Here is a 13033-nt window from a genome sequence, read left to right as displayed (position 1 = left end):
CTACTGCGCGAGGTGCTCGACCGTGTAGTCGATGCAGCGGATGAGCTGGCGCACATCGTCGGGCTCGATCGCCACGAATGTCGCTATGCGCAGCTGGTTGCGGCCGAGCTTGCGGTACGGCTCGGTGTCGACGATGCCGTTCGCGCGCAGGCTCTTCGCGACGGCCGCGGCATCCACCGTCTCGTCGAAGTCGATCGTCACCACGACCGGGGAGCGGTCGGCGGGGTCGGCGGCGAACGGCGTCGCGAACGCGGATGCCTCGGCCCACGCGTACAGGGCCTCCGACGATTCCCGGGTACGGCCTGCGGCCCAGGCGAGCCCGCCGCTGCCGTTGATCCAGCGGACCTGCTCGTCCATGAGCAGGAGCGTCGACAGCGCGGGCGTGTTCAGCGTCTGGTTCAGCCGCGAGTTGTCCACCGCCGTCTTCAGGTTCAGGAATGCGGGGATGTAGCGGTCGGATGCCGCTATCCGCTCGATGCGCTCGATCGCGGCGGGGGAGACCGCCGCGAACCACAGGCCGCCGTCGGCGGCGAAGTTCTTCTGCGGCGCGAAGTAGTAGACGTCCGTCTGCGCGATGTCGACGTCGATGCCGCCCGCGGCGCTGGTGGCGTCGATCACGGTGAGCGCGCCGTCATCGCCGCGCACCCGCTCGACGGGAGCGGCGACGCCGGTCGAGGTCTCGTTGTGCGGCCACGCGTACACGTCCACACCGGCGACCGGCTGGGCGGCCGCGCGCGTCCCCGGCTCGGCGCGGCGCACGTCCGGCGCCTGCAGCCAGGGCGCTGCGGCGGCGGCGGCGAACTTCCCGCCGAACTCGCCGAACACGAGGTTCTGCGCGCGTGCGTCGATGAGGCCGAAGGCCGCGGCATCCCAGAACGCCGTCGACCCGCCGTTGGCGAGGACGATCTCGTATCCGTCCGGGAGGCGGAACAGCTCCGCCAGCCCTTCGCGCACACTGCCCACCAGGTTCTTCACCGGCGCCTGGCGGTGCGACGTGCCCAGGATCGACGCGCCCGGCCCCGCCAGTGCCAGTACCTGCTCCGAGCGGACCTTCGACGGGCCGCACCCGAAGCGGCCGTCGGAGGGGAGAAGGTCGGCAGGCAGGGCGACGTTGGTCATGGGTCGATTCTAGGTGCGGCCGATGCCGCGTCCCCGCCGGATGACGGCCGGCGGCGACCGGGTCCGGCGTCGTCCCGCCGACTAGGCTGGAGAGCGCACGGCGACGCGCCGGCTGCGACGCGGAGGGCACAGACGCACCATGGTTGACCTGATCGACACCACCGAGATGTACCTGCGCACGATCCTCGAACTCGAAGAGGAGAACATCGTCCCGCTGCGCGCGCGCATCTCGGAGCGGCTCGGGCACTCCGGGCCGACGGTCTCGCAGACGGTCGGCCGGATGGAGCGCGACGGGCTCGTGGTGGTCTCCGACGACCGTCGCCTGGAACTGACCGATGCCGGGCGGCAGAAAGCCGTCGACGTGATGCGCAAGCACCGCCTCGCCGAGCGCCTGCTCTCGGACGTCATCGGACTGGACTGGGCCTACGTGCACGAAGAGGCGTGCCGGTGGGAGCACGTCATGAGCGAGCAGGTGGAGCGGCGCCTGGTCGAGCTGCTGGGCCACCCGACCGAATCCCCGTACGGCAACCCGATCCCCGGGCTCGACCAGCTGGGCGGGACGGCGTCGATCCAGTTCGAGCAGGGCGTGGTGGGTCTTGTCCGCAAGCTCGATGCCGTCGGCGGGCCGTTGCGCGGCACGGTGCGGCGCCTGGCGGAGCCCGCCCAGGTCGACCCCGAGCTGCTCGAGCAGCTGCGCGGCGCCGGCGTCGTCCCCGGCGCCACCGGGGAGTACCGCTACAGCGAGGGCTACGTCCTCGTGCAGATGGACGGCTCCGACGAAGGGCTCGAACTGCCTGTCGAGGTCGCCTCGCACGTGTTCCTCGTCGACGAGGCGTGAGTCCATTCGGGCGATTCCCGGTCACCCCGCGTGACATATTCGTTATATTCGGGTAGCCTCGAACGGTCCACAGGCGAGAAGCCCGCCGACGGATGCTGTACGGATCGCCTCACAGGCTCGTCGTCCGTGCAGTCGAATCGCACATTGTCCCGACTGTGTGCCGAGAAGCTATCCGACGAGCCCGAGGTCGGCCGCGTGCCGGGCCCGGAGGCTACGGAGGTCAGCTTGGCTGAAGAGAACGACTCGACCGAACTCGTGCCCGACGAGTCCGGGAGAGGGGTCATTCCCACCCGACGCGGCCTGCGCACCGCATCCACCCGCTCCCAGGCGCCGGCTCGCCCGCAGACGCGTCGCGGCGGGCGGCGCTCCGCGCCGGCCGCGAAACGCAAGTCGCCGGCCCGCCGGTTCGCCGTCGTCGGTGTGATCGTCGCGCTGGTCGGCACGGTGTCGATCCCCGCGTTCGCCGCGGCGACGTCGGGCCCGGAGACCCGCACCATCCAGCAGGCGGCGTTCGACGACGCGCAGTCACTGGTCGTGGCATCCCATGACCAGCCGGCGAGCCTGTCGCGCAGCAGCTACTCCGCCACGACGTCGGGGGAGATCTCGAAGCGGGAGGCGCAAGCCGCCGCCGCCGCCCGTGCGCGTAAAGCCGCTGCGGCCGCTGCTGCCGCCGCCAGCTACTCCTCTGCGAAGATCAACCTGAACCTGACCGGCCCCGGAACCGGCGCCATCCGCTGGCCGCTCGCGAAGGTCGACCATATCGGCGACGGGTTCGGGGCGCGCGGCGGCGAGCACCAGGGCGTGGACCTGCTCGACGCCGGCGGCACGCCGATCTTCGCCGCGACGTCGGGGACCGTGAACGTGTCCAGCGAGTCGTACTTCGGATACGGCGTCGCGGTCACGATCGACACCGTCATCGGCGGCCAGAAGGTCACGACGCTGTACGGCCACATGCGCTACGGCAGCCGCCAGGTCGCGTCCGGGCAGAAGGTGCAGGTGGGGCAGGTCATCGGCCTGGTCGGCAGCACCGGCCGCTCCACCGCGAATCACCTCCACTTCGAGGTGATGATCAACGGCACCCATGTCGACCCGCTCGCATGGCTGCGCGCCAACGCCGGCTGAGGCATCCCGTCTCGACACACCGCCCGCCCCCTCGGCGGGCGGTGCGTCATTGGGGCTACTCTAATCCCGGACGCTGAGTCAAGCGAAAGGGACGCCGATGGGCAGCACACCACGCATCCGCACCATGGATGCGCTCGGCCTGCTCGTCCTCCGGCATCATGAGACGGGATGCCGCACCGCGCGTGCGGCGACCAAGGCGTCGCCCGTGAGGCGGCGCCTTTTTTCATACCCTGTGTGAGGCGACGCGTCTTCGAGTCGATCGTCCGGGAAGCCGTCTCGGACCGTTCGTGAGGATGACACATGCGCACACTGGTGCTGAACGCAGGATACGAGCCGCTCGCTGTGGTCTCGTTCCGTCGGGCCCTCGTCCTGGTGATGAACGAGAAGGCGACGATCATCGAGCGCGTCGAGGACGAGCCGGTGCTCGCCGCGCGCGGCGCGTACGACAGACCCGCGGTGATCATCCTCACCCGGTACGTGCGGCTGCCCAACTCCCGGCGGGTGCCGGTGACGCGGCGCGGCGTGCTGCGGCGCGACGGCTTCCACTGCGCATACTGCGGCGGGCACGCCGCCACTATCGACCATGTGCTGCCCCGGTCACGCGGCGGTGCCGACACGTGGGAGAACCTCGTGGCGTGCTGTCAGCGCTGCAACAACAAGAAGGGCGACCGGACGCCGCAGGAGATGTCCTGGGACCTGCAGGTCGTGCCCCGGCCGCCGCATGGCCCGCAGTGGATGGTGCGCGGCGTCGAGCGCACCGACCCGCGCTGGGAGCCGTATCTGGCGCTCGCCGCCTGAGGCACCGCCCGGACCGCTCGCAGGACGCGTGGATGGGGCCGCCGGTAGACTCGGCGCACGGAGGTGGCATGACCGACTCTGCGGGCACTCGTCGCGGCATTCGCGAATCCGCACAGCACACGCCCGTCTTCGTCGACGCGAGCGGGCGCAGGCTGCGCGGCGTGCGCGTGGCCGCCGGCATCACACTGACGACGGTGCTGTCCTACGTCGTGCTGCTGGTGAGCGCCCTGGTGGGTGGTCCGACCATCGAGGCGCCCTTCCTGCCGCAGCCGCCGGTCGCGGCGGAGAAGGCCACCTCGCCGTCGCCGCAGCCGACCGCCTCCACGACTCGGAAGACGTCCCCGGCGCCCAGGCGCACCACGTCGGTCCCGGCTCCGGTCGCCTCCCCGCCTGCTGCGACGCCGTCGCCGTCCACCACCGCACCGGCACCCGGTGCGGTGCCCGCTTCCGAACCCACACCGTCACCGCAGGCCAGTGCTCCCGGCCGATCGCCCGATCCCCCCGGCAAGAGCGGGTCCGCGCCGGGTCAGACCCGCAAGCCAACGCCGCCTTCGCGCCCGTGACGACCCGTTCCGGCCCGCACAGGAGAGCGCGTGCCCGCCACCGCCGGGTGCGCGCGCACTGGATCGTCCTGGGCACCCTGATGGTCCTCGTCGCGGTCGCCCTCACGCTGCAGGGCTACCTGCGCCATCACGCCGGCATCACCGACGACAGCGCAGCGGGGGCATCAGGGATCGGTCACGTCCCCAGTGCCGTGCTCGACGGAAAGGCCGTGATCGATGCGCGCACGATCGATGTGCGCACCAGCGGACCGCCCCGGCGCACCATCGCGCTGACATTCGATGACGGACCCGACCCGGTGTGGACCCCCAAGATTCTCGAGGTGCTGCGCCGGCACGGGGTGCACGCCACGTTCTTCGTGGTCGGCAACGAGGTGATGAAGCATCCCGACGTCGTGCGCGCGATCGTCGCGGACGGCAACGAGGTGGGTATCCACACCCTGACCCACACCGATCTCGGAGCGGTCTCCGCCTGGCAGCGCACGATCGAATTGCAAGGCGCGCAGCAGGCGGTGATCGCCGCGACCGGACGGACGACGTCCCTGCTGCGCCCGCCGTACAGCTCGACCAACAGTGCGGTGACCCCCGCGTCGTGGGCGGCGATCGCCGCATCCTCGGCCGAGGGCTACCTCACGGTGCTGTCCACCTTGGACAGTGAGGACTGGCAGCGTCCGGGCGCCGCCGCGATCGAGGCGAACGTGCTTCCGTACAGTGCGAGGGGCGCCGTGGTGCTCATGCACGACGGCGGAGGTGACCGCTCCGAGACGGTCGCCGCCCTCGACGGCCTACTCACGCAGTGGTCCGCCGACCGGTACCGCGTCACCACCGTGGGCGACGCGATCGGGGTCCGGGACACGATGCGCATGGCCGACCCCGGGGAGCGGATAGCGGCGGGCGCGCTCCTGACCGCCGTGCGGGTCAGCGACATCCTGGTCACCGTCCTGGCATGGGCGCTGCTCATCAGCGGCGCCATCACGCTCGTGCGCGTCATCCTCGTGATGACCACGGCCGTCCGCCACGCGCGTGCGTCGGCGCGGGAGCGGCGGCGGTGGCGTCCGGCGGTGACACGCGAGCCGGTCACCGTGATCATCCCCGCGTACAACGAATCCGCCGGGATCGAGGCGGCGGTGCGCTCGATCGCCGCATCGACGCATCCGGTGGAGATCATCGTCGTGGACGACGGGTCGACCGACGATACCGCCGCCCGTGCGACCGCTCTCGGACTGCCGCAGGTGCGCGTGATCCGTCAGCCCAACGCGGGCAAGCCCGCCGCGCTGAACACCGGACTGCGGGCGGCGTCCCACGCGCTGATCGTGATGGTCGACGGCGACACGGTGTTCGAGCCGGAAACGATCGCCCGACTCATCCGCCCGTTCGCCGATCCCGCGGTCGGAGCCGTGTCCGGCAACACGAAGGTCGCGAACCGTCGCGGAGTCCTCGGCGCGTGGCAGCACATCGAGTACGTGGTCGGCTTCAACCTCGATCGGCGCATGTTCGACATCGCCCAGTGCATGCCCACCGTCCCGGGGGCGATCGGGGCCTTCCGACGCACCGCCCTGCAGCAGGTGGGCGGCGTGAGCGATGACACCCTCGCCGAGGACACCGACCTGACCATGGCGCTCGCCCGCGCGCAGTGGCGCGTCGTCTACCAGGACGACGCGCGTGCGTGGACGGAGGCGCCGGAGAGCCTGGGTGCTCTGTGGCGACAGCGGTACCGCTGGTGCTACGGGACCCTGCAGGCGATGTGGAAGCACCGCGGCGCGATGGTGCAGCGTGGACGCGCGGGCAAGCTGGGTCGGCGGGGGCTGGGATACCTGCTGGTGCTGCAGGTGCTGCTGCCGCTGTTCGCTCCGGTCGTGGACCTGTTCGCGATCTACGGGCTGATCTTCCTCGACCCGCTGTGGATCGTCGCGCTGTGGCTCGGCTTCCTGGCGCTGCAGATGGTGATGGCGGCGTATGCTCTGGCGCTGGACCGCGAGCCGATGCGTGCGCTGTGGGCGCTGCCGCTGCAGCAGTTCGTGTACCGGCAGCTGATGTACCTCGTGGTGATCCAGTCCGTGTTCACCGCGGTGGCGGGGACTCGGCTGCGCTGGCATCGGATGGAGCGCTACGGGAGCCTGCACGTGCCGGCCGCCCGCGCCGACAGCTCCTGACACCGTGCGGGCGGTGGTGAACCGCGAGTCTCGAACATAGTCGACGGATCAGTGCTCTGGGATGTCGGAAGGGGTGCTTATCGTCGCTCTCATGATTGATCATCTAGAACATTCGTTCTAGCATGAAGAAGTGAGGGCGACCATGGGGGCACAGGCCGCGACGGCGGAGGTGTCGCGTCTGCGGGCTCGGCTGGAGCAGATGCAGGGGCGGCGGCTGGACGCGCCCGTGCTGCCGACGCTCCCGGCCCTGGCCGCGCTGCTGCCCGGCGGCGGTCTGCGGCCGGGAGCCGCGTACAGCGTCGCGCCGTCGGCGTCGCTGCTGCTCGCGCTGCTGGCCCGACCCTCGCAGGAGGGGTCGTGGTGCGCCGTGGTGGGGATGCCCGAGCTCGGCGCCGAGGCGGCCGAGCAGCTGGGGGTCGACCTGTCCCGGCTCGTGCTGATCCCCGATCCCGGCGCGCGCTGGCTCGCGGTGACCGCCACCGTGGCGGATGTGCTGCCGGTGGTGGCAGTGCGCCCGGGCGGGCGGGTGGGCGACGCCGAGACAGCACGGCTGTCGGCCCGGCTGCGTGAGAAGGGCACGGTGCTGCTCGTGCAGGGCGTGTGGCCGCAGGCGGAGGCGTCCCTGGGCATCGACACGCCGGAATGGTCGGGCGTGGGTGACGGGCACGGCTACCTCACCGGACGCACCCTCACCGTCAGCGTGACCAGCCGCTACCGGCCGCTGCCGCGGCGGGCGCGGATGCTGCTCCCCGACGACACCGGCGGTGTGGCGGTGGATCCGGTCGGGCTCGCCGAGGCGGCGCCGGTCGCAGGACGTCGAGAGCGGATGCGGGCGGTGGGGTGAGATGGACGCCGTGCGCAGTCTCGTGCTGTGGTTCCCGGACTGGCCGGTGACCGCGCTGCTGCGGGAGACATCGACGCGGCAGGAGGCGATGCCGATTGCGATCGTGCACGCGAACACGGTCGTGGCCTGCTCGGACGCCGCCCGCGCCGACGGGGTGCGCCGTGGTCAGCGCCGCCGCGACGCGCAGGCGCGCTGCCCGCGACTGGAGGTGGTCCCGGATGATCCGGCCCGTGACCAGCGGGTGTTCTCCCCGGTGGTCGCCGCCGTGGAGCGGCATGCGCCGGGCGTGCAGATCATCCGCCCGGGCCTGTGTGCGTTGCGCGCCCGCGGACCCGCCCGCTACCACGGCGGCGAGAACGCCGCCGCCTGCGCGATCCTGGACGCGCTCGCCGAGGACGAGGACCTGCCCGGGGTGCGCGCCGGGGTCGCCGACGGCCCGTTCACCGCCGAGCGGGCCGCGCGGGCCGCGCGCGCCGACGATCCGGTCCGGGTCGTGCCCGCGGGCGCTGCCGCCGCATTCCTCGCGCCGCTGCCGATCGCCGCGTTGGAGGACCCGGAGCTCGCCCATCTGCTGAGCAGGCTCGGTGTGCACACGCTGGGCGGGTTCGCGGCGCTGGATCCGGTTCGGGTGCAGGACCGCTTCGGTCCCCGCGGGCGGCGTCTGCACGCGCTGGCCGCCGGCGCCGACTCGCAGCCGGTCGTCCCGCGCACCCCGCCGCCCGAGCTCGACCGGGAGATACCGTTCGAGCCGCCGCTGGAGGTCGTCGAGCAGGTCGCGTTCGGCATGCGCATCGTCGCGGGCGAGTTCGTCTCGGGGCTGGGCGCGGTCGATCTGGTGTGCACCGAGCTGCGCGTCGAGCTCACCGGCGACCGCGGCGAGCGCAGCGAACGGGTCTGGCTGCATCCCGGGTCGTTCGACGCGGCCGCCGTCGTCGACCGGGTGCGCTGGCAGCTGGCCGAGGACGCGCAGAACCGCGTGCTGCGCAGCGGCGTGGCCCTCGTGCGGCTGCATCCGGAGGCGGTGGACGCGGCATCCCACCATCAGCCCGCGATCTTCGGGGCCGGACCGGACGAGAGGGTGCATCATGTGCTTTCCCGCGTGCAGGCGATGCTCGGGCATCGGTCGGTGGTGACCCCGGTGGTCGGCGGGGGACGGTGGCTCGCCGAACGGCAGGTGCTCGTGCCCTGGGGCGACCGGGCGACGGCGACCGCGGCACGCGCGCGGCCCTGGCCGGGGAGCCTGCCGCCTCCGCTGCCGGCGACGGTGTTCCCGCAGCCGCAGCCCGTGGACGTCACGGCCGCGGGCGGTGTGTGCGTCGAGGTCGACGACCGTGGAGACCTCAGCGCCGCGCCCGCGCAGCTGACGGAGTCCGGCCGCCGTCGTGACATCGTGTCGTGGGCGGGGCCGTGGACCGTCGACGAGCGGGGGTGGGATGCCGCGCGGGCGCGCCGTGCGCACCGGTTCCAGGTGGTCGACGCCGAGCAGAGTGCGTGGCTGCTCCTGTGCGAGGACGGCCGCTGGAGCGCGGAGGCGCGCTATGACTGACCCCCTGAGCGGGCGCCGCGAGACGACGGGCCCGGGCGGGCGCCGCGAGACGACGGGGGCCGGCTGATGGGCTTCGACAACCCCTCCATCCCGTGGTCCGAGCTCGAGCGCGTGCTCAGCGACCGGCGCCGACCGCGCCCGGTCCCCGCCGGCGCCGACGGCGGCGACAGCCCCGCCTGGTCGCACAAGCGTGGGCCGTACGTGCCGCCGCCGATCGAGCGCCCCGCCGACGCAGTGCCGTACGCCGAACTGCACGCGCACACGTCGTTCTCGTTCCTGGACGGCGCGTCCTCACCAGAGGACCTCGTCGAAGAGGCCGAACGGCTCGGCCTGCACGCCCTCGCCATCACCGACCACGACGGGTTCTACGGCATCGTCCGGTTCGCGGAGGCCGCGCAGGGGCGGCAGGTGAAGACGGTGTACGGCGCGGAGCTGTCCCTGCAGCTGCCGAAGCCGCAGCGCGGCGAGCCCGACCCCGCCGGGGCCCACCTGGTCGTGCTCGCCCGCGGGCAGGAGGGGTACCACCGACTCGCCGCGGCGATCACGCACGCGCAGCTGCGCGGCGCCGAGAAGGGACGGCCGGTGTACGACCTCGACGAGCTGGGCGCCCAGGCCGGCGGTCAGTGGGCGATCCTCACCGGATGCCGCAAGGGCGCGGTGCGCCGGGCACTGGCCGACACCGGCCTGACCGGCGGGGCGGATGCCGCGGCCCACGAGCTCGACCGGCTCGTCGCCGTCTTCGGGCGGGATGCCGTGCACGTCGAGCTCATCGATCACGGCGACCCGCGCGACTCGACCGTGAACGACGTGCTGGCGCGGCTGGCGGCGCAACGCGGACTGCCCACGGTGGCCACGAACAACGTGCACTACGCGAGCCCCGACCGACGGCACCTGGCGGCCGCGGTGGCCGCCGTGCGCGCGAACCGGAGCCTGGACGAGCTGGACGGCTGGCTGCCCGTGCACGCCGGGGCGCACCTGCGCAGCGGCGCCGAAATGCGCCGCCGGTTCGTCCGCTACCCCGGGGCGGTGCAGCGCACCGTCGCGCTCGCCGACGAGCTCGCGTTCCCGCTGCGATCGGCAAAGCCCGCGCTGCCGAAGCTGCCGGTACCGGACGGGCACACTCCGATGTCGTGGCTGCGCCGGCTGGTGTGGGACGCCGTGCCCCGCAAATACCCGGATCTGACGCAGAAGGATCGGGAGCGGATCGCGCACGAGCTTGACGTCATCGAGCAGAAGGACTTCCCCGGCTACTTCCTCATCGTGCACGGCATCGTCCAGGAGGCCCGGCGCCGCGGCATCCTCTGCCAGGGGCGCGGGTCGGCCGCCAACAGCGCCGTCTGCTACCTGCTGGACATCACGGCCGTCGACGCCATCGCGTACGACCTGCCGTTCGAGCGGTTCCTGTCCAGCATGCGCGAGGAGGAGCCCGACATCGACGTCGACTTCGACGCCGACCGGCGCGAGGAGATCATCCAGTGGGTGTACGGACAGTACGGCCGCGACCGGGCCGCGCAGGTGTGCAACGTCATCCAGTACCGGCCGAAGAACGCCGTCCGCGACATGGCGAAGGCCCTCGGCCACTCGCCCGGCCAGCAGGACGCCTGGTCGAAGCAGGTGGAGCGCTGGGGCGCCTCGCTGTCCACCGACGACGGCCACGGCATCCCGGACCAGGTGGTGGCGTACGCCGAGGAGCTGCTGAAGGCACCCCGGCACCTGGGCATCCACTCCGGCGGCATGGTGCTCACCGAGCGTCCGGTCGGCGAGGTCGTGCCGATCGAGCACGCGCGCATGCAGGACCGCACCGTGATCCAGTGGGACAAGGACGACGCGGCCTGGATGGGGCTGGTCAAGTTCGACCTGCTGGGGCTCGGGATGCTGGCGGCCCTGCAGCACTGCTTCGGCATCGTCCGCGGGGCCACGGGGGAGGAGTGGGAGCTGTCCACGATCCCGAAGGAGGAGCCCGCCGTCTACGACATGCTGTGCCGGGCCGATTCGATCGGGGTGTTCCAGGTCGAGTCCCGCGCGCAGATGGGGCTGCTGCCGCGGCTCCAGCCGCGCCGGTTCTACGACCTCGTGATCGAGATAGCGCTCATCCGTCCTGGCCCCATTCAGGGCGGCGCGGTGCACCCGTATGTGCGGCGCAAGCTCGGCCGTGAGCCGGTCACCTACCCGCACCCTAAGCTCGAGCCGGTACTGGCGCGCACGCTCGGCATCCCCGTGTTCCAGGAGCAGCTCATGCAGATGGGCATGGCCATCGGCGGGCTCAGCGGTGACGACGCCGACCTGCTGCGCCGCGCGATGGGCTCCAAGCGCGGCATCGAGCGCATCGAGTCGCTCAGAAAGAAGCTGTACGACGGCATGGCCCGCAATGGGTTGACCGGGGATGCCGCGGACGCCATCTACGAGAAGATCCAGGCGTTCGCGAACTTCGGATTCGCCGAGTCGCACTCGCTGTCGTTCGCGCTGCTGGTGTACGCGAGCAGCTGGTTGAAGCTGCACTACCCCGCGGCGTTCCTGGCGGGGCTGCTGCGCGCGCAGCCGATGGGGTTCTACTCGCCGGCCACCCTCGTCGCCGACGCCCGCCGGCACGGCGTCGAGGTCCGCCGCCCCGATCTGCACCTGTCCGATGCGCAGCCGATCCTGGAGGCGGGCTCGGGCCTGGGGGGGCGGGGGCGGAGCGGGATGTCGGGGGGTGATGCTGGCTCGGGTCTGGCGGGCGACGGCCGCAGGCCGTCGCGGGAAGCATCACCCCCCGACATCCCGCGCAGCCCCACAGGCCCCACAGGAATGGATGCCTGTCTGCAGCGCCACCAGCCGCCGGTCGGGGATTTCGACATGGACGCGCCTGACGAGTCCGCGGCACACCGGCGCGACGGCGCGTTCGCGGTGCGGCTGGGCCTGGCGGCGGTGAAGGGGATCGGGTCGGGCCTGGCCGAGCGGATCGTCGACGAGCGGACCGCGCACGGCCGGTACCGCGACATGCGCGACCTGGTGCGGCGGGTCGGAGTGACCACCGCGCAGCTGGAGGCGCTGGCCACCGCCGGGGCGTTCGAGTGCCTCGGGCTGAGCCGGCGCGAGGCGATCTGGCTGGCGGGATCGGCCGCGCAGGATAAGTCTGAGTTCCTGCCCGATTCGATGGTGTCGGTGCAGCCTCCGCTGTTCACCGACCCCACCGGCTACGAACGGCTGGCCGCCGATCTGTGGGCGACCGGCGTGTCCACCGACGATCATCCGATGACCCACTTCCGCGCGCAACTGGAGGCACGGGGCGTGCTCACCTCGACCGAGCTGCGGCAGCACGAGACCGGCCGACGCGTCGAGGTGGCGGGGCTCGTCACCCACCGGCAGCGGCCGGCAACGGCATCGGGCATCACGTTCATGAACCTCGAGGACGAGCACGGCATCGTCAACGTGATCTGCTCGATGGGGGTGTGGGGCCGGTATCGGCGGGTCGCGCGGGACGCCCCCGCGATGATCGTGCGGGGGATCGTGGAGCGCTCCGTCGAGGGGGTCACGAACCTCGTCGCGGACGCGTTAGAGGATCTGCGCGTGGGCGTCGTCCACCGGTCCCGCGACTTCCGCTGACGACCGGGACCCCGGCCGGGGCCGGGGTCCCCTCGACGGGCCTCTCAGCGCTGCATCGCCAGGGCGAAGTGCACTGCGCCGTCGTCGTCCACCTGCGCGTCCAGGACCTGATCGTCCAGCGCCAGGGTGGCCGCCGGGTCCAGGAAGACGCGGGCGCCTTCCGCCTCGACCACGGCGTCCGCGGCATCCGGGCTCCCGGCGACCGTCAGGGCGAACCCCGCGACGGGGTTATCGGCGCCGTGGATGCGCAGGCCGGCGGTGTCGGCATCCGCCCCGTGCGAGACGATGGTCTTCACCGCTGTGGCGGCGTTCTCGGTGAGTGTGAGCATGGGCTCTCCTTCCGTAGCGGACCTGAGTCGGCCACGATTCCGAGATCTGGACGCGGGCGCAAGCCTGCGGCGGCATTCGGAGGGGATTCACACGGGGGCGCAACCCCTCGTGCCGGCCGCGGTGCGGGCATAGCCTGAC

At 72.2% G+C, this 13033-nt stretch carries 10 protein-coding genes; 7 read left to right on the top strand and 3 right to left on the bottom strand.

The features are described 5' to 3' along the window. A complete protein-coding gene (serC, locus tag GH740_RS08555) occupies positions 1–1119 on the bottom strand; it encodes a phosphoserine transaminase (protein WP_153745693.1) in 1119 nt (372 codons plus the stop codon). Between the two features lie 139 nt (positions 1120–1258). Between serC and GH740_RS08550 the strand changes: the two genes are divergently transcribed. From GH740_RS08550 to GH740_RS08540, 3 genes are all read left to right on the top strand, one after another. Further along, entirely contained in the window at positions 1259–1957 is a 699-nt protein-coding gene (locus GH740_RS08550) for a metal-dependent transcriptional regulator (RefSeq protein WP_153745692.1), read from the top strand. 225 nt (positions 1958–2182) lie between these two features. Further along, positions 2183–3079, top strand: coding sequence for a M23 family metallopeptidase (locus GH740_RS08545; protein WP_153745691.1), 897 nt, complete (start codon positions 2183–2185; stop codon positions 3077–3079). Between the two features lie 300 nt (positions 3080–3379). Further along, on the top strand, positions 3380–3877 hold the full coding sequence (locus GH740_RS08540; protein ID WP_153745690.1) for an HNH endonuclease: 498 nt from the start codon (positions 3380–3382) through the stop codon (positions 3875–3877). A gap of 202 nt (positions 3878–4079) precedes the next feature. Here the strand turns inward: GH740_RS08540 and GH740_RS08535 are convergent, their stop codons facing one another. Beyond that, positions 4080–4334, bottom strand: a complete 255-nt coding sequence (locus GH740_RS08535; RefSeq protein ID WP_153745689.1) for a hypothetical protein — start codon at positions 4332–4334, stop codon at positions 4080–4082. A gap of 102 nt (positions 4335–4436) precedes the next feature. Between GH740_RS08535 and GH740_RS08530 the strand changes: the two genes are divergently transcribed. The 4 genes from GH740_RS08530 to GH740_RS08515 all read left to right on the top strand — a co-directional run bounded on the left by GH740_RS08530 (position 4437) and on the right by GH740_RS08515 (position 12565). Beyond that, on the top strand, positions 4437–6590 hold the full coding sequence (locus GH740_RS08530; RefSeq protein ID WP_367641179.1) for a bifunctional polysaccharide deacetylase/glycosyltransferase family 2 protein: 2154 nt from the start codon (positions 4437–4439) through the stop codon (positions 6588–6590). A gap of 130 nt (positions 6591–6720) precedes the next feature. After that, a complete protein-coding gene (locus GH740_RS08525; RefSeq protein ID WP_367641177.1) occupies positions 6721–7434 on the top strand; it encodes a hypothetical protein in 714 nt (237 codons plus the stop codon). Between the two features lies 1 nt (position 7435). Beyond that, the gene (locus GH740_RS08520) at positions 7436–8980 is read left to right on the top strand and encodes a DNA polymerase Y family protein (RefSeq protein ID WP_153745688.1); all 1545 of its coding nucleotides are present in this window, start codon (positions 7436–7438) and stop codon (positions 8978–8980) included. Between the two features lie 66 nt (positions 8981–9046). Next, positions 9047–12565, top strand: a complete 3519-nt coding sequence (locus GH740_RS08515) for an error-prone DNA polymerase (protein WP_153745687.1) — start codon at positions 9047–9049, stop codon at positions 12563–12565. A gap of 44 nt (positions 12566–12609) precedes the next feature. On the opposite strand, the gene GH740_RS08510 is transcribed toward GH740_RS08515, so the two are convergent. Next, positions 12610–12894, bottom strand: a complete 285-nt coding sequence (locus tag GH740_RS08510; protein ID WP_153745686.1) for a Fe-S cluster assembly protein HesB — start codon at positions 12892–12894, stop codon at positions 12610–12612. Between the last annotated feature and the right edge of the window lie 139 nt (positions 12895–13033).

It is taken from the genome of Microbacterium sp. SYP-A9085, from assembly GCF_009649635.1.
In the GTDB taxonomy this organism is placed as follows: Bacteria; Actinomycetota; Actinomycetes; order Actinomycetales; family Microbacteriaceae; genus Microbacterium.
This window is presented reverse-complemented; position numbering and strand designations above follow the sequence as displayed.

Bases quoted from the DNA above. Each gene is read 5' to 3' on its own strand.
- serC (WP_153745693.1), bottom strand. From the start codon at position 1,119: ATGACCAACGTCGCCCTGCCTGCCGACCTTCTCCCCTCCGACGGCCGC.
- GH740_RS08550 (WP_153745692.1), top strand. From the start codon at position 1,259: ATGGTTGACCTGATCGACACCACCGAGATGTACCTGCGCACGATCCTC.
- GH740_RS08540 (WP_153745690.1), top strand. From the start codon at position 3,380: ATGCGCACACTGGTGCTGAACGCAGGATACGAGCCGCTCGCTGTGGTC.
- GH740_RS08520 (WP_153745688.1), top strand. From the start codon at position 7,436: ATGGACGCCGTGCGCAGTCTCGTGCTGTGGTTCCCGGACTGGCCGGTG.
- GH740_RS08515 (WP_153745687.1), top strand. From the start codon at position 9,047: ATGGGCTTCGACAACCCCTCCATCCCGTGGTCCGAGCTCGAGCGCGTG.
- GH740_RS08510 (WP_153745686.1), bottom strand. From the start codon at position 12,894: ATGCTCACACTCACCGAGAACGCCGCCACAGCGGTGAAGACCATCGTC.